Origin of the sequence: Rhodococcus sp. NBC_00297, assembly GCF_036173065.1 — a bacterium.
Classification (GTDB): Bacteria; Actinomycetota; Actinomycetes; order Mycobacteriales; family Mycobacteriaceae; genus Rhodococcoides.
The window spans coordinates 1,428,368-1,444,644 of sequence record NZ_CP108041.1 but is presented as its reverse complement, the minus strand read 5'-3'; the positions used below and the strand labels follow the sequence as shown (position 1 = coordinate 1,444,644).

Here is a 16,277-nt window from a genome sequence, read left to right as displayed (position 1 = left end):
CGGACCAGTCGGGGTCTGTAGAAGGGACAAGCGTGACAGCGACTTCGGCGGGCGAGGCCCCTGACAATTTCGATGTTCTGTTCGACACTGCCTCCACCGGTACCGCGTGGTGGGTGCGGCACCGGGACGGCCGACGGAACTTGTTGCCGGTCGGGCGTTGGCTCGGCGGCGAGCACGCAGACGCCGATGACCGTGCAGTGGACGAGACGTTGCTCGCCCTCTGCCGGGGCCGCACGATCGATCTCGCGTGCGGGCCGGGCCGCCTGGTCGAGGAACTGCGCCGACGGGGAGTGTCGGCCATGGGCGTGGACACGTCCCCGGCAGCTGTCGCGCTGGTCCGTGAACGCGGCGCCAAGGCCGAGCTGGCCGACATCTTCGACATCGTTCCACACGAAGGGCATTGGGACACAGTGCTTCTCGTCGACGGGAACATCGGCATCGGCGGGGATCCCGGCCGTGTCATCGGTCGCGCGCACGACATCGCCTGTGAGAGCGGAACGGTGCACGTCGAAGTGGCGGCCCCCGGAACGGGATTCGTCGCAGAACGCCTGCGTATCGAGAGTGACGAGACTGCGGGGCCGTGGTACGACTGGGCGCGCATCGATGCGGACACGCTGGCACCACTCGCCGCGGCACGAGGGCTGGTACCGGTCGGTGTGACCGCGATCGCCGGTCGGCACTTCGCTCACTTCGTCAAACCCCCGTACAGTTCGGCCCCCGAGACTTCCGAGTGAGCGGCCCGACTGCGGTCGATCGGCGGCGCGGGTGGGTTCCTCGAGTTCCGGAACTGATCGGCGCACTCCTCGCGGCCGCACTGGTCGTCGCGGCAGTGGTCGTGGCGCGGCGGGAGAACGCCGTCGTCACTCCGCTGATCGACGGCATGGGCTTCGACTTCGACGATTTCGCGTCGCTCGCGCCGCTGTTCGGGCGGGTGGGCGCTCATGTGGGCCCGGGTACCCCGGTCGCGGTGATCGTCGGCGTCCTGGTGGTGATTTTCGGCCCGTCCGTGGCGGCACGCATGTCGTGGCGGCTCCTGCTCCTCGTGACCTGGGCGACGACCCTTGTCTGGACCGTCGGACTGGCTGCGGTCGACGGCTGGCAGAGAGGGTTCGTCGACAAGTTGACGTCCCGCGACGAGTATCTGTCCGAAGTCGGCGGGATCGACGACATCGGGGCCACGCTGCGTGGGTTTTCCGACCGGATCGTCGACGGCCAGGCGGACTCGTGGGCCACGCACGTCTCCGGCCATCCCCCCGGCGCCATCCTGACGTTCGTGTGGTTGGACCGCATCGGACTCGGTGGAGGCGCGGCGGCCGCATGGTTGTGTGTGATCGTCGGGTCGTCTGCCGCCGTGGCCACGGTTGTCGCTGTGGCGGCGCTCGTCGACCGCGACACGGCTCGACGGTTGATCCCGTTCGCCGTGATCGCTCCCAGCGCGATCTGGATCGGTGTCTCCGCGGACGGATTCTTCACCGGTGTGTCTGCCTGGGGCATCGCCCTCCTGGCCGTCGCTGCAGCCGGGCGACGAGCGCGACACGACGTCGCGGCCTTCGCGGCGGGTCTCCTGCTGGGGTTCTCGGTCTATCTCAACTACGGACTCGCTCTGATGGGCCTGGTTGCTCTGGCGGTCCTCATCGCCTCCCGCCGCGTGCGGCCATTGCTACCGGCGATCGGTGGCGCCCTCGTCGTTGCCGGACTCTTCACCGCGTCGGGCTTCTGGTGGTTCGACGGGTACGTCGCGGTCCAGGAACGATATTGGCAGGGCATCGCGTCAGCGCGCCCGTTCCAGTACTGGAGTTGGGGCAACATCGCGGCTCTGGTGTGTGCGGTGGGACTCGCAGTGCCCGCTGCCCTGTCCCGCGTGGTGTCACTGCCGCGTGTGCGACGTGCCGAGCCTGTGACTCTGCTCGTGGTGGCCGCTCTGCTGGCGGTGGCGTTCGCGGACCTGAGCAGGCTGAGCAAGGCGGAGACGGAGCGCATCTGGCTGCCGTTCCAAGTGTGGATGACGGTTGCCACTGTCGCGATCGGGGATCGCTCGGTGCGCTTCTGGCTGGCAGCGCAAGTCGTGCTGGCACTCGCGATCAACCATCTGACGTACACGAACTGGTGAGCGACCCGCCCCCTCGGTCGACACGACAAGGAGAAACGATGCACGTGTTACTCACCGGCGCGGCCGGTTTCATCGGCGAACACATTCACGAAGCACTACTGGGGGCCGACCACGACGTGACGGCTGTCGACGCGTTCCTGCCTTCCGCGCACGGCCCGACGCCGCGGCACGCGCCGAACGTGACGGCTGTCGACGTTCGCGACCCCGGCGCTCTGGACGACGTCATGGTGGGGGTGGACGTGGTGTGCCACCAGGCTGCTGTCGTCGGAGCCGGCGTCAGCACCGCGGATGCACCCGCCTACGCCAGCCACAACGATCTGGGTACTGCCGAAGTACTTGCCGCGATGGCCCGAGCCGAGTGTCGGAAGCTGGTTCTCGCGTCGTCGATGGTCGTCTACGGCGAAGGTCGCTACCGCTGCCCAGTGCACGGTGTCATCCGTCCGCGCCCTCGAAACCCGTCGGATCTGCGGAACGGTGTCTTCGATGCGAAGTGCCCGGAGGGTGACGAGCCGGTGACGTGGGAGACGGTGGACGAGGACGCTCCGCTCGAGCCTCGGAGTCTCTATGCGGCAAGCAAACTCGCGCAGGAGAACTATGCACTTGCGTGGTCGCTGGCGACGGGCGGATCGGTCACGGCGCTGCGGTACCACAACGTCTACGGCGATCGAATGCCCCGTGACACACCGTATTCGGGTGTCGCGGCGATGTTCCGCTCATCGCTGGAGTCTGGTGAGCCGCCGACGGTGTACGAGGACGGCGGGCAGATGCGAGACTTCGTCGACGTCCGGGACGTCGCCGCCGCGAACCTTGCCGCCGTCGAGCACGACGGAGCGGGGTTCGTGGCCTGCAACGTATGTTCGGGACACCCGATCTCGATCGGTGACGTGGCCCGCATTCTGTGTCGTGCACACGGCGGCGGCATCGAACCGGCGGTGACGGGTCAGTTCCGTCCCGGCGACGTGCGGCACATCGTTGCCGGTGCCGATCGGGCCGACGAGATTCTCGGATTCCGAGCTGCCGTCGGTCCGGACGAGGGGCTTACGCGGTTTGCGTCGGCACCGCTACGGGCGGCATCCGACGGCTCGGCCCCGGTGGTGTGACGATGATCGATCCTTCCGATGTCACCGTCGTACTCCCGTGCCGCAACGAGGCGCAATCTCTTCCCGATGTTCTCGACGCCGTGCCCGACGGCTATCACCGTCTGGTCGTCGACAACGGCTCCACCGACGGCACTGCGGACGTGGCCCGCGCGCACGGGGCGCACGTGGTCGTCGAGGCTGTTCCCGGGTACGGCTCCGCCGTGCACGCCGGAATCACCGCTGCCCGAACGACCGTCGTGGCTGTCATGGACGGGGACGGGTCGATGGACCCGCGCGAGCTGCCCGGTCTCGTCGCAGCGTTGGACTCCGCCCAACTCGTCGTCGGTCGGCGCCGCCCGGTGCACCGCAGTGGCTCGCCGTGGCACGCCCGCCTCGGCAACAAGGCCATTGCCTGGCGTCTGCGCAGACGGCTGAAGATCGACGTCCACGACATCGGCGCTCTTCGGGTGGCCCGCCGCGACGATCTGCTCTCGCTCGACGTCCCGGACCGACGCTCCGGCTACCCGCTGCAGCTGTTGGTTCTCGCCGCTCGGGCAGGGTGGACAGTGGTCGAGCACGACATCTCGTACCGCCCGCGGACCGGGGGAGTGTCGAAGGTGTCGGGGTCGGTTCGCGGCACGGTGGTGGCCGTCTGGGATTTCGCGAAGGTGATTCCATGATGGATGCGACGCTGCTCGTCATCGCGAAAGCGCCGGTACCCGGCTTCGCCAAGACTCGATTGATGGCCGCCATGACCGCCGAGGACGCCGCGTCTGTGGCGGCTGCGGCGCTGCTCGACACGCTTGCCGCGGCAAGGCAGGCTCCTTTTGCCCGGCGGGTGGTCGCGATGACCGGCGACCTGGCCGAGGCGATGCGCAGCGACGAGATCCGAAAGTCACTGGCCTACTTCGACGTCATCGACCAGCGCGGGGACGGATTTACGGAACGGCTGATCCACGCGCATCACGACGCCGCCGGATCCGGTCCCGTCGTGCAGATAGGCATGGACACACCGCAGGTCGACCCCGCGATGCTCACCGACATCGGTGAGGCTCTGGCACCGTCGTCGGCGATCCTGGGCCGTGCCGAGGACGGAGGGTGGTGGGTGCTCGGACTGCACGACGCATCCGATGCGCAGGCGCTGCGAGCAGTGGAGATGTCCACCGACCGCACCGGGGACGACACCCGGGACGCCCTGCAGCGCTGCGGCCTCGTCGTCGGTGCAGCTCCGACTCTGCGTGACGCGGACGAACTCGTCGATCTCGACCCGATCGCACGACAGTGCCACCCGAACAGTGAGTTCGCCCGATGCGTGGCTGCGCTCCCCGTTTCGAGGCCGACGGGAGAGACACTCTGACCGCGACCTCCGGAACCCGGAGTGTGCTGTTCCGCTTCTACCTCGTCGGGGCTGCGAGCGCCGTCGCGTACGTTCTGTTGTTTCTGGTGTTCCGAGTCGTCATGTCGTCCCAGGCCGCGAACGTGCTCGCGCTCCTGGTCTCTGCGCTCGCCAACACCGCGATCAACCGCCGGTTCACCTTCGGAATCCGTGGAACCGATGCGATCGTTCGCCAGTACGTGCAAGGGCTCGTCGTCTTCGCCCTCGGGCTGGCGGTCACCAGCGGCTCGTTGGTACTCCTCCACAGGTGGGTACCCGATGCATCGCGAGCAGTCGAGGTGTCCGTCCTGGTGGCCGCGAACCTCGTGGCCACGGTCGTGCGCTTCGTCGGGTTGCGCCGGGTGTTCACCGAACACCGATCGTGAACGTCGCGCAGGCACGTGTCACGACGCGTCGACACTGTCGGCCGGGATGATCTGCAGGCTCGAGTCCGCGCCGGGGTCACTGCCTGTCACCAACACGTTTCCCGTTCGTGGATCCACGGCAACGGAATTGGCCTGACGAACCGTCGGTGAGTCGACCACGATCCGCGGCGATGCCGGCTCGGCCACATCGACGACACGAAGGATGTTGCTCTCGGTCAGCGTGATCAGAAGGAGCTTCCGATCGGCGTCGTAGGCGAGCCCGTAAGGATTGCCGGGTGCGTCGATGCGAGCGACCTCGCTGATGTCGGGAGTGATGCGTTCGAGGTATACCGCGCCACCGTCGGTGTCGGCGAAGGCAGCGAGGTCGGGGCTGAGCGATGTCGCATGCGTCAGTTTGGTCCCCAACGGTCCCTGCGCGACGAGCTTCTGGTCCGGCCCGCTGTAGATCCAGATCCCGTTGCCCTGCACGTCTGCGACAGCTGCGTAATTGCCGACGGCTGCAACGCCGCCCGGTTGCACGGGACCGGCGGGGAGAGATGCGGTCACGACACCGTTGCGTACGAAGACGACTCCGCCGCCCATCTCGTTGGTCACGACGGTCGCGCCGTCGGCGGTTACCACGGCATCGTGCGGTTGCCGTCCGACGCCCCGGGTGGTGGAGAGCGTCGCTCCGTTCGCCGGATCGACCAGGAGCAGTTCGTCACTGGACTCGAGGGGCGCGAGTACCGGTCCGTCCGGGCCGGCGAGGGAGAGGTGTCGCGGCGCACCGACCGTCGGCACGAACGATCGCTCGACTCCGGTCGCCGCGTCGAGCAGCCTCAGGCCATCGGGTTCACGCACTGCGGCGACGGCGATGCCGGACGACGTGACGACGATTCCCTCGGGTGCGCCCGGAAGCGGAACGACGGTGCCGATCGGATCCTGCGCTGCGGGCGCCCTAGCCGGTTCGGCGGCGGGCGTCTGCGTCGGCGCAGGTGCAGTGTCGTCGGTGGAACAGCCGGCGACGAGAGCCAGTACCGACAAGGCGACGACGATGCGTTTCACAGTGAACCACCGAACTTCTCTAGTGCGCCCAGGCGCGTTCGTCGTATGCGTACCCAGCACGTTCACGCGGGAAACCCGAGCCGAGCTCCCACGAGCACAGCCGAGCTCGAGTCTGTCGGAATCGGTGCACGGAGCCGGGCTGATAGCGTCGATCGTCTCCACGCTTCATCGCACGAGGGGAACGACGAGACGATGACGGGCACACTCACCTGGCACGACGACATCAGTCCGCAAGCACGCGTTCTGTCGGCGGCGATGAAGGCGGTCCTCAAGCCGACCCTGAGTATGTGGCCGCTCACCGACGGCGGCATCAAGGCCATCGGGCACCTCGATCGCGTCGTCGACCGACTGCCGAAGCCGCCTCGCGTCACGATCGACCAGGTGGTTCTCGGTGGTGTGCCCTGCGAGAAGACGACACATCCTCGGACGGCCACCGGCACTCTGGCCGGTGCGACGGTTCTCTACTTCCACGGCGGCGGCTTCGTCTTCTGCGGACTGGCGACCCACCGCGGTGCGTGTGCCATGATCGCCGCCCGTGCGGGCGTTCCGGTGTACTCCGTGGAGTACCGGCAAATTCCGTACGGCGGCATCGGCACGTCGATCTTCGATGCCATGGCCGCCTACCGCGCCGCGTCGGCGGCGGTGGCCGATCCGTCGAAGATCATCGTGGCGGGAGACTCGGCCGGCGGTTACCTCGCGATGAAGGTCGCCGAACTGGCTGCGCTGGAAGGGTTGACACCACCCGCGGCCGTTCTGGGGTTCTCGCCGTTGCTCAATCTGGACCTGAGGAGCCATTCCCGTGCGTTCATGAAGCGGGACGCGTATCTGCCGATGAAACAGGTTCTCGCGCTGGAGGATCGTTGGATGAACGGTCCGGACGCCATCCCGGGCGCAGCGTCTCCGATCAATGCCGATCCGTCGGTGTTTCCGCCGGTCTTCCTGTCCTCGGCGCAGTACGAGTTGATGCGCCCGGACGTGGAGGCGATGACGCGCAAGCTCGAGGACGCCGGCCGGATCGTCGAGACCCATGTGTGGCGGGGTCAGGTGCACGCATTTCCCGTGTTGGCAGGCGTACTTCCGGAAGGCCGCGAGACGCTGCGGTGCGCGGTGGACTTCGCTGCGCGCCACCTCTGAGCCGTTCAGACGACTCCACCCGAGCTGGTCGTCGCTCCCGCGTGACCGCACGCGCACGGCTCGGTTGTCGAATGTCCCGACCCATCGCACGGATACTGGCCACACTCCACATCGGTGGTGCCCGTCTCGGACCGATACTTGTCCCGTGACCGACATCGATGTCTCCGCACTGCCTCGCTACAGCAGGACCGGCCGGGGAGCCCCCATGCTCCTGATTCACGGGATCGGGCATCGACATCAGATGTGGGACCCCGTGATTCCGGCACTGGCTGATCACTTCGATACCGTCGCGATCGATCTCCCGGGCTTCGAAGAGAGTGATCCCCTCGGCGACGGTGACGCACCCACGCCGGCGCGACTGGCTGACCGGGTGGAGCTGGTGATGGACGAACTGGGCTGGGACAGTGCGCACCTCGTGGGCAATTCGCTCGGCGGGTGGCTCTCGTTGGAGATCGCGCGCCGTGGTCGGGCGACGTCCGTGTGTGCGCTCATGCCCGCCGGGCTGTGGCGCTCGACGGGCGGCACAGCCCGTGTGCGTCGGCAGGTGCTCTTCTCCGTGTGGGTGCACGGGTCTCGCGTTCCGGGTGTGGGGTTCCTCCTGCGCCGGCCACTGCTGCGGACCGTCGCCTTGTTCGGGCTGTTCGGCCGTCCGTGGCGCATCCCGTCGGTGGTGGCAGCCGACGATGCACGCAACCTCGCCACGTGCGACTTCGACCGCACGATGTCAGCCCTCGAAGGCACTCGCTTCGGCGGCGGAGCCGAGATCGATGTCCCGATCACCGTGGTCTACGGGGGCAGAGACCCGCTCATCCGTGCAGCGGAGACGGACCTCGACGGGCTGCCGTCCCTCGCCGCCGTCATCGTGCACGAGCATCTGGGGCACGTTCCCACGTGGGACGATCCTGATCTCGTGGCGGCTGTGATCCGGGGTTCGACCACGGCGTCGTGAGCAGACGTGGGAACGCCACGCTTTCGGTAGACGCTCACGCCCGCGACGCCAGGTAGTCGTCCACCGTCGTCGGGGCGCGGGGGTCGTCCCCCGTCGCGGCGACGCGTCCTGCAGAGAATGCATGGTGCATCTCGACCTGCAATCTCGCTGCATCGTCGGAGAATCCGACCTGGAGTAGCTGGGTCATCGTCTCCTCGTCGGGGAGCTGCTGGTAGGGGAGATGGCCGATGCCCTGTGCTCGGCCGACCGCAGCGGCGAGGTCTGTCAGGGTGAGATCGACTGCGGTCCTGATCTCGCGGATGGTGGTGCCCTGGTGCTCGAGTTCCTCGACTGCCGCGGCCGCGGCTGCGCCGACGTCGCCGGCCGCCACCATCGGCAGGGGCACGTCGGGGGCGATGGAGTCCTGGAGTGCCCCGATGTGGCGGAGGTGGGGCAGGACGGGGTCGAGATTGTCGAAGAAGTAGCCGGGTCGGAGAAGGACGAGATCGGTCTCGAGGGCGGTGAGTCGCTGCTCCTGAGCGTGCAGTGCGGTGAGGAATCCGGTCCCGTGCTCGAGTTCGGCGCCCAGGGAACTGAGTGCGACGGCGCGTGGCACCCGTGCTCGTCGGAGTGCGTCGGTGATGGAGGACCCGATGTCGTCCATGTGTGCTCGGACGTCGGGTGCTGTGGGGTCGAACGGGACGAGGACGTAGGCCGCGTCCACGCCGGTGAACGCGGTGGTGAGGAAGTCGGTGTCGGTCAGGTCGCCCGTGTGCGTGGTGGCAGCCGGGTGTGGGTGGGGCCGTGCGGTGCGCGCGACACGGCGTACTTTCCATCCGCGGCCGAGGAGCGTGTCGGTGAGGCGTCGTCCGGTTCGGCCGGTGGCGCCGAGAACAGTGATGGTTCGTTGTGTGGTCACGATGTTCGCGGTGCCGGGTTCGTGGTGGACAATGAATACCGTGGAGTCCACCATTGATGATCGATCGTCCAGGATGTGGCGCGGTGACGATGCGCTCGGCGACGCCCTGCACTCGCTGCGGATGCGTGGGGTGTTCTACGTTCGATCGGAACTGACGGCTCCCTGGGGTCTCGACATCCCCGCGATGGAGGACTGCCTGTGGTTTCACGCACCGGTGGTGGGATCGTGCCTGCTCGACCTGCCGGGGACGGAACCTCGGCTGGTGGGCGAGGGTGAGTGCGTGCTGGTCCCGCACGGTCGAGGCCACCGAGTTGTGGACGATCCGTCATCCCTGTCGGTGTCGATGTACGACCCGGAGCCCGAGTGGATCTCGGACCGCTTCATCGTTCTCGAGCACGGCGGCGGGGGCGAGCGGGCCGTGTTGATCTGTGGCGCCGTGAAGTTCGATCATCCGACTGCCCGCTCACTCCTCGACGTGCTGCCCGATGTGCTGGTGGGTGATCGCGGGTCTGCGGTCTCGGCCGCGGTACTGGAACTGCTCGCGAACGAGGCCGCTGCCCGCCGGCCGGGTGGGGAGGCCGTGGTGACGCGGCTTGCCGACATCCTGATCATCGATCTCGTCCGAGCGTGGCTCCGAGAGGAGGGCGCTGAGATCGGCGGCTGGCTGGGGGCGTTGCGCGACAGACAGATCGGTGCCGCGGTCATCGCGATGCATCGGCATCCGGAGCGGCCGTGGACGGTGGCGGATCTGGCTCGGACGGCGGCGATGTCTCGATCCGCCTTCGCCGCGCTCTTCACCGCGCTGGTGGGTGAGGCCCCGCTGGTCCACCTGACCCGTCGGCGCATGCAGCTCGCGGCGGCGGAGCTCATGAGATCGAACGCCACCATCTCCTCGGTCGCGGCCTCGTTCGGATATGGGTCCGACGCGGCGTTCTCGCGAGCGTTCACCCGCACGATGGGTCGGTCCCCGTCGTCGATGCGGCACTCAGGGTCGGCGTCGTAGGGGCATCCTGTTGTCCGACAACCCCTCACATCGGACGAAGACTCGGAGCGGCACGAACGGAGGCTATGCCTCAGCCTTCCGCGCTGCCACACGGTGGGCGGCATCCTGCACGAACCAGTAGGCCACCAGGCCGACGTACACGCCGACGAGCCCGCCGGTCACCCGTACGCCGCGCCGACGAGACAGAGACTCCCACGACACAGACATCGCACACCCTCTCACCGAACACGTCACCGATCCGGTGATTGTCCTCCGAACATGCCGATCAGCACAACGGCTGCGGGTGAGGGCGGAACGACCGGTCTGAGTCTCGCTGTCCTGGAGTGCCACCCTCGACCTTTGACGGGCGCCGTGGAGGCTACGCGAGAGTCAGCGCGTCGCGCACGGTCGCAGGCGACCTGCCGAGCAACTGTCCCAGCAGGGGATCGATTCCGGCGAACCAACCGCCGGCTGCAGCGTCGAACATCCCGAGTGTGAAGCGAGCCGCGAATTCCGGCTGTCCCGAAGCGACCCGGGCTGCGATCCAGTCCTCAGGGTCCATCAGGACTCGCCGTACCGTCCGCCCGGCCACGTCGGAAGCGATCGCCGCCACCTCCTCGAAGGTGGGTGCGGACTCGGCGGTCACCGTGACCGGTCCGTCGTACGCGCCGTTCGATGCGATGATCGCCGCCGCAGCCTCCGCCGAATCCGCTCGGGACGTCCACGACACCGGACCGTCGGCCGGAACGGTGATGACGCCGGACTCGCGCCAGGGGCCAGTCGACCAGGCCAGGCTGTGGGCGTAGAAGCCGTTGCGCAGCGAGGTCCACGGCAGGCCGGAACCCGCCAGCAGCCGCTCCGTCGCCGCGTGGTCTCGACCCGGACCGAATGGCGTGTCGTCCGCGGCCCCCTGATGACTCGTGTACAAGATTCGCCCCACGCCCGCGGTGACGGCCGCGTCGATCGCGTTGCGGTGCAGGGAGACTGCGTCGGCCCTCGGATCACTGGACGAGACGAGCAGCAGCTGATCGGCATTCGCGAACGCGTCCGGCAGCGACGCCGGGTCTGCGTAGTCGCCGTGGCGCACCTCGATGCCGAGATCGGCGAAGCGTCGGGCCCTGGACGCGTCTCTGACCGCCACCGCGATCTCCGAAGCGGGGCGATGTCTGAGCAGGTGGTCGACAGTGGCGCCGTTCAGCGCGCCGGTGGCGCCGGTGATGACGATCATGAGTGCCTCAGTTTCGTTGGTATCGCACCGGTGTTATCGATGGAAACACAACGGTATCACGAGACTGTTATCGTTGGAACGTGATCAAGCCGACCAGCACTCGAGACGACGTCCGGGCGCGGATCATCGAGGTCGCGGCCGCCCTGCTGCGCGATCACGGCGTGGCCGCAGTGACCACTCGTGGGGTTGCCGAGGGTGCCGACGTACAGCCCCCGACCATCTATCGACTGTTCGGTGACAAGGACGGTCTCCTGGAATCCGTAGCAGAACATGTTCTGGCCGAGCATGTCTCGATGAAGAGACGCATCACCGAGACGGCCGCGTCGCAGGGCGTGGATCCCCTCGTGGACCTGCACGACGGGTGGCTGACGCAGGTCGAGTTCGGCATCGCCAACCCGGAACTGTTCCGGATGATGAACGGCCCGCAGCACCTGACACGATCTCGCGCGGCGCAGGCCGGCATGGACGTCCTCTGGGCTCGGATACACAGGGTCGCCGAGACGGGCCGACTGCGGGTGAGCGAACAACGGGCGCTCGGACTCGTCCAGGCAGCGGGTGTGGGCACGACCTCGGTGCTTCTCGCGACTCCGGCCGAGGACCGCGACGACGAGTTGGCCGACGCGATGTTCGATGCCGTCATGCGGCAGATCCTCACCGACCCGCCCGACCGCGAGCAGGACGACCACGCCGCCGCCGCGGTCGCTTTTCGTGCGATCACGCCGGCTTTGGACACGTTGAGCGCCGCCGAGCGCGCGGTCATGGTCGAGTGGCTCGATCGGGTGATCGCCGGACTCTGACAAGCGACTTCGACGACGCCTCTCCCTTTCGCCGACCTCACGGTCGACGGGGGCCGGGTATCAGCAGGGGAACGCGGTCCACCAGGTCGAGTGCGACATCGGGAGAGGCGCCGTCGAACACGGCGGTGTGGATCCCGCGCATGGCGCCGGTCACGAGTTGCGCTGCCGCGGCCACGTCGGTGTGGCGTTCGATCTGACCGGCATCGGCCGCTCTGTGCAGCAGTTGTTCGATCGCGACGACGAAGTCGGTGTGCCACCCCTCGGCGGTTCCTTCGCTGCGGGGAACACCGATGTTGCGGAACAGCACGTGGGTCGCCGGAGTGTCGTAGATGGTGGCCGCGGCGATGTGCAGGAACGATCGCAGCTGTCCCAGAGGATCGTCCGGCCACGTCGCCTGCTCGGAACGCGTTGCCATGCGGTCGATCAGCGTGGTGGCGGCATCGTTGACGGCTGCGTGGAACAGGTCGCGTTTGGTGGGGAAGTGGTGGAATGCGGTCCGAGCCGCGAGTCCGCAGTGCTGCGCCACGGCCTCCACGGTGATGTCGCCGTAGTCGGAGTGCTCGAGCAGCGTCTGGGTGGCGTGGACGAGCCGAGTGGGCGCCGGCCCCGGGTCGTCCACCGTGTCGGACGCGGCCCACCGATAAAGAGTGGTCGGGTGGACACCCAGATCAGATGCGACGGCGGTGGGACTCTCTGTTCCCTCGAAGGCACGCTCCACAGCGGCGCGACGGTCGGCCGCAGTGAACTTCGAGGCCCTGGCCATGATCGTGACACTACAGTCCGAGTCGGCCGAGCGGGGAAGGCGACTCGGGAGATCAGCGCAGCAGCCGCGCCACCGCCGGAAGCAGTACCCGAGGTGGCGTCAGCGCTGCCGTGGCGGCCACGATGGCGTTCCTCCGTCCTGAGATAACCTGTGGACGTGAGGTTCTGGCGTCGAGGGCGCGCATCGCGGTGGCGACGACCTCGGCCGGTGACTGGTACGAGCCGGTCATCGCGGCGGACTCGCCGATGACATCGAAGAACTCGGTGCGTGTCGGACCCGGGGCGAGTGCGAACACTCGCACACCGTGGCGCCTGGACTCGTACCACAGCGACTGCGTGAAGCTCAGGACGAACGCCTTGGCTGCGGCGTAAACGGCGAGGGTGGGGACGGGTTGGAACGCCGTCGTGCTGGCGACGTTGACGACGGACCCGGTGCCGCGGGAGATCATGTCGGGGAGGAAGGCAGAGCAGATGTCCACCACTGCAGCGACATCGACCGCCAGGAGCCGCGCGAGGTCGTCGGCATCGTTGTCGACGAACGGGCCCTGTACAGCGAAGCCGGCATTGTTGACGACGAGGTCCAGTCTCTCGGGAACCAGGGTCCGCAGTCGACGTCCGGCTGCGGGTTCCGACAGATCATGGGAGACCGTACGGCAGTGGATGCCGTGTGCACGTTCGAGTTCGGCCGCGAGAACGGTCAACCGGTCCTCCCGTCGTGCCACCAACACCAGGTCGGAGCCGCGCGCGGCCAGGACTCGGGCGAACTCGGCCCCGATGCCGGAACTCGCCCCGGTCACCATGGACCGCGCCGGTCGGAATGGATCCTGCGAGCGACTCATCCTCGGGAGTCCTTCGACCGATGCCCACGCTCGGAGGCGGACCGTCGGGCGAACTCCTCGTAGGAGGTGGGTTCGCGTCCGAGCAGTGCGGGAAGCACGGTCAGATCACCGGCGGGAAGTCCGTGCAGGTCGTAATGCGACATCATCGTGCGATACGCCTCGCGCGCATCGTGCGGCCAGTCGTTCATGCCGCGGGGATTGGCGGCCGCGCCGATTCCCCGCACGAGGTGGCTCGCGGAGTGCATTCCGGTCGCCCGGACGGCCTCGACGAGGATCGGTCCCAGCGCGGGCAGGGCGGCTGTCCTGTGTCTGAGCGATGACGGCGGGATGCGGAGAGCAGTCACGCGATGGCCCAACACCGTCGACCAGATCGCCGCCATCTGGCGGCGAGTCAGTTCGACGGTGGACAGGTCGTAGGTACGCCCGGTGTGTGGGGCCGGATCGAGTGCGATGGTGGCGGCCACCTCGGCGACATCGGCGACGTCGACCACTCCCATGACGCTGTCCGGTGAGACCGGGTACGGCATGACGCCCGCGTGCAGAAGGTCCCACACCTCGAGGTAGTTCTGCATGTAGTGCGACGGTCTCAGGACGGTGGTGGGGATCGCGCTGTCGAGCAGCATCCCCTCCGCGATGTCCTTCTGCCGATGATGGGTCAGCTGGTGCAGTTCGGGGTGGATCACCGAGTGGAACACGATGTGCTGCAGACCATGTGATGGTCCTGAAGCGATGAGGTGATCGATGATGGGTCGCTCGTCGATAATCTGCGTCGGAGCCGCGTGGTACAGGACGGTCGTGCCGGCGAGGGCCGTGTCGAGTGTCTGCGGGGCTCTCAGATCGCCCACGACGACCTCGGTGGCCCCGTCCCGCCGAGTCGAACGGGCCTGGTCGTCGTTCTTCACCACCGCTCGTATCGGAACACCCCGTGATGCCAGCTGTCGGACGAGCAGCCGTCCGATACCGCCTGCGGCACTGGTCACCGTGATCATGGAACCCCCTCCGGTCTTCGCACCCGGCCCGCCCACGTGCGTGCTGCGAATATTGCATATGCAATGCACATTCTGCAAGAAGTGTGGGCTGATCACGCGTCGCGAGCAACTCCGCTGCTGCTCTCGCTCGGACGTCGGGGCGGTCCCACCGACTCTGTCTGCACCGCGACGGCGCCTCCGCCGACGGTCAGAGATCGCCGGTCGGCGCGGCGGCGCTGACGGACTCGACGAACTCGGTGGCGATGTCGCGCACCTTGCGATTGAGATGTTGGGAGCGGGTCGACAGCACAGTGAAGGCCGCATCCTCGTCGATGCCACGCAGTGCCATCAGAATGCCCTTGGCCTGTTCGATGGGAGCCCTGTGCACCAGCGCGTCCCGTAGTCCGGCGATGGTTCCGTGTAGTTCGCGGCGACGTCGAGCCCTCTCGAGAGCATCCGCTGTCACTCCCGTGAGCAGCTCGACGAGGCGGTGATCGAGATCGTCGAAACCCTGTGGTGCACGGGCGAACAGGGTCAGCGATCCGACCGGCCGATCGTCGCAGACGATCGGCGCACACAGCATGGTGTTGATGCCTACGCGGCGAGCAGCAGGTCCGAGATGCGGCCATCGATCGTCGTCGACCGTGCAATCGACGACGATGGTGGCGGCCGTGCGAGCCGCGTGCAGACAGGGACCGTCGTCGGCGGAGTACTGCTGGTCGTTGATCGGCGCGATCTCCGTGCTCGAGGCTGCGGCGGTGAAGGTGACATCGCCGATCGACAGCGTGATGCCGCAGTGGTCGGCGGCATCGACGAGGGTGCAGGCGACGTCGGTCAGTCGATCGAGCAGCTCGGCGACGTGGTCGTCGTCGGCGAGTGCGGCAACTGCCCGGACGGCCAGAGCGAGCCGCAGCTCGGGCGGTGTGGGGTCCGACGTGGTCACGGCGCTCTTTCCATCACTGTCTCAGGTCGCGCCGACCGGTGACGGGCCTCGCGAACACGGGAAGTCGGTGCCGACCGCCGTCGGTTTCGACAGTCGAGCACCGAACTCCGGGTGCAGCGGGGCACCTGCGGAGAATTGTGCCCAGTGGGGGACCACCCTGAAACACCGCTCGAAGATCACCATGGAGCCGAGAGAGAAAATCTCCCCTCACGGAAGGTTGAGTGGCACCGGACAGGGTATGGACACGCACAGACAGCGGCGTCCAGAGTGTGGCGGCTTCCTACTACCTACCGATACAACGGCAGATCGGCCCGTGCGGGGTCACCCTGCGTGGTCGTTCGTACGTGTGTCCGAGGAGCTCCGCGTGGTTCGCAAGGTTGACGTGACGCTGATCGACGACCTGGACGGGATGTCCGCGGACGACACCGTCGTGTTCGGTTACCGGGGAACATGGTTCGAGATCGACCTGTCGTCCGAGAACGCAGCGCAGATCCACGGCCTGCTCACGGAGTGGAGCACCCGAGGACGTCGGTCGGAGGACATCTCGACGGTGCGGCGTCGGACGGCAGCGGACCGCGCGGAGACCGCGGCGATCCGCACGTGGGCGCGTGGACATGGTTTCGCCATCGCCGACCGCGGGCGCATCGCCGATTCTGTCGTGGCGGCGTATCGGACGCGAGCACGTCCGCCGTCTCGTGAGGATGCGACCTGCCCCCGTCGTCGCGGACGGGAAAGCTGAACGAGGCGTCCGCGAGTCGATCTGCGAACGCCTGGTGGAGGGAT

The 16,277-nt window shown here is 67.6% G+C and carries 19 protein-coding genes; 11 read left to right on the top strand and 8 right to left on the bottom strand.

From position 1 onward, the window contains the following. The first annotated feature begins 32 nt into the window (after window positions 1-32). Genes OG947_RS06930 through OG947_RS06905 form a run of 6 tightly spaced genes read left to right on the top strand, consistent with a single transcriptional unit; the run spans window position 33 to window position 4,950 of the window. Window positions 33-734: a class I SAM-dependent methyltransferase gene (locus tag OG947_RS06930; protein ID WP_328813442.1), complete on the top strand. Its 702-nt coding sequence runs from the start codon at window positions 33-35 to the stop codon at window positions 732-734. Next, a complete protein-coding gene (locus tag OG947_RS06925; protein ID WP_442973098.1) occupies window positions 731-2,110 on the top strand; it encodes a hypothetical protein in 1,380 nt (459 codons plus the stop codon). Before OG947_RS06930 ends, OG947_RS06925 begins: the two co-directional genes overlap by 4 nt. A gap of 38 nt (window positions 2,111-2,148) precedes the next feature. Continuing rightward, window positions 2,149-3,210, top strand: coding sequence for an NAD-dependent epimerase/dehydratase family protein (locus OG947_RS06920; RefSeq protein WP_285189248.1), 1,062 nt, complete (start codon window positions 2,149-2,151; stop codon window positions 3,208-3,210). A 2-nt stretch (window positions 3,211-3,212) separates the two neighbouring features. Next, a complete protein-coding gene (locus OG947_RS06915; RefSeq protein ID WP_328813441.1) occupies window positions 3,213-3,869 on the top strand; it encodes a glycosyltransferase family 2 protein in 657 nt (218 codons plus the stop codon). After that, window positions 3,866-4,546: a TIGR04282 family arsenosugar biosynthesis glycosyltransferase gene (locus OG947_RS06910; protein ID WP_328813440.1), complete on the top strand. Its 681-nt coding sequence runs from the start codon at window positions 3,866-3,868 to the stop codon at window positions 4,544-4,546. Before OG947_RS06915 ends, OG947_RS06910 begins: the two co-directional genes overlap by 4 nt. A 23-nt stretch (window positions 4,547-4,569) precedes the next feature. Then, window positions 4,570-4,950 carry a GtrA family protein gene (locus OG947_RS06905; RefSeq protein ID WP_328813439.1) on the top strand — a complete coding sequence of 127 codons (381 nt, stop codon included), beginning with the start codon at window positions 4,570-4,572 and terminating at the stop codon, window positions 4,948-4,950. Window positions 4,951-4,968: 18 nt separating this feature from the next. Here OG947_RS06905 and OG947_RS06900 read toward each other — a convergent pair whose 3' ends face one another. Beyond that, the gene (locus OG947_RS06900; RefSeq protein ID WP_328813438.1) at window positions 4,969-5,994 is read right to left on the bottom strand and encodes a hypothetical protein; all 1,026 of its coding nucleotides are present in this window, start codon (window positions 5,992-5,994) and stop codon (window positions 4,969-4,971) included. 192 nt (window positions 5,995-6,186) lie between these two features. Between OG947_RS06900 and OG947_RS06895 the strand changes: the two genes are divergently transcribed. Both OG947_RS06895 and OG947_RS06890 read left to right on the top strand, forming a co-directional pair. After that, window positions 6,187-7,128 carry an alpha/beta hydrolase gene (locus OG947_RS06895; protein ID WP_328813437.1) on the top strand — a complete coding sequence of 314 codons (942 nt, stop codon included), beginning with the start codon at window positions 6,187-6,189 and terminating at the stop codon, window positions 7,126-7,128. Window positions 7,129-7,273: 145 nt separating this feature from the next. Next, window positions 7,274-8,077 carry an alpha/beta fold hydrolase gene (locus tag OG947_RS06890; RefSeq protein WP_328813436.1) on the top strand — a complete coding sequence of 268 codons (804 nt, stop codon included), beginning with the start codon at window positions 7,274-7,276 and terminating at the stop codon, window positions 8,075-8,077. Between the two features lie 34 nt (window positions 8,078-8,111). Here the strand turns inward: OG947_RS06890 and OG947_RS06885 are convergent, their stop codons facing one another. Then, window positions 8,112-8,975: an NmrA family NAD(P)-binding protein gene (locus OG947_RS06885; RefSeq protein ID WP_328813435.1), complete on the bottom strand. Its 864-nt coding sequence runs from the start codon at window positions 8,973-8,975 to the stop codon at window positions 8,112-8,114. Between the two features lie 40 nt (window positions 8,976-9,015). Here OG947_RS06885 and OG947_RS06880 point away from each other — a divergent pair, with 40 nt between their 5' ends. Then, complete coding sequence (locus tag OG947_RS06880; RefSeq protein ID WP_328813434.1) at window positions 9,016-9,978, top strand: AraC family transcriptional regulator; 963 nt, start codon at window positions 9,016-9,018, stop codon at window positions 9,976-9,978. Between the two features lie 63 nt (window positions 9,979-10,041). On the opposite strand, the gene OG947_RS06875 is transcribed toward OG947_RS06880, so the two are convergent. Continuing rightward, a complete protein-coding gene (locus tag OG947_RS06875) occupies window positions 10,042-10,185 on the bottom strand; it encodes a hypothetical protein (RefSeq protein WP_155956917.1) in 144 nt (47 codons plus the stop codon). A 151-nt stretch (window positions 10,186-10,336) separates the two neighbouring features. Further along, window positions 10,337-11,185, bottom strand: a complete 849-nt coding sequence (locus OG947_RS06870) for an NmrA family NAD(P)-binding protein (RefSeq protein ID WP_222628089.1) — start codon at window positions 11,183-11,185, stop codon at window positions 10,337-10,339. An 80-nt stretch (window positions 11,186-11,265) separates the two neighbouring features. Here OG947_RS06870 and OG947_RS06865 point away from each other — a divergent pair, with 80 nt between their 5' ends. After that, window positions 11,266-11,982 (top strand): TetR/AcrR family transcriptional regulator, encoded by a 717-nt coding sequence (locus tag OG947_RS06865; protein ID WP_328813433.1) that lies wholly within the window; start codon window positions 11,266-11,268, stop codon window positions 11,980-11,982. 37 nt (window positions 11,983-12,019) lie between these two features. On the opposite strand, the gene OG947_RS06860 is transcribed toward OG947_RS06865, so the two are convergent. From OG947_RS06860 to OG947_RS06845, 4 genes are all read right to left on the bottom strand, one after another. Then, a complete protein-coding gene (locus OG947_RS06860; RefSeq protein WP_328813432.1) occupies window positions 12,020-12,745 on the bottom strand; it encodes a TetR family transcriptional regulator in 726 nt (241 codons plus the stop codon). Window positions 12,746-12,797: 52 nt separating this feature from the next. Then, window positions 12,798-13,583 (bottom strand): SDR family NAD(P)-dependent oxidoreductase, encoded by a 786-nt coding sequence (locus tag OG947_RS06855; protein WP_328813431.1) that lies wholly within the window; start codon window positions 13,581-13,583, stop codon window positions 12,798-12,800. After that, entirely contained in the window at window positions 13,580-14,572 is a 993-nt protein-coding gene (locus OG947_RS06850) for an NmrA family NAD(P)-binding protein (RefSeq protein WP_328813430.1), read from the bottom strand. The genes OG947_RS06855 and OG947_RS06850 overlap by 4 nt, the downstream gene beginning before the upstream one ends. A gap of 187 nt (window positions 14,573-14,759) precedes the next feature. Beyond that, window positions 14,760-15,494, bottom strand: a complete 735-nt coding sequence (locus tag OG947_RS06845; RefSeq protein WP_051613020.1) for a GAF and ANTAR domain-containing protein — start codon at window positions 15,492-15,494, stop codon at window positions 14,760-14,762. A gap of 364 nt (window positions 15,495-15,858) precedes the next feature. On the opposite strand from OG947_RS06845, the gene OG947_RS06840 reads away from it, so the two are divergent. Continuing rightward, window positions 15,859-16,233, top strand: coding sequence for a histone-like nucleoid-structuring protein Lsr2 (locus OG947_RS06840; RefSeq protein ID WP_081821111.1), 375 nt, complete (start codon window positions 15,859-15,861; stop codon window positions 16,231-16,233). Window positions 16,234-16,277 lie beyond the last annotated feature (44 nt).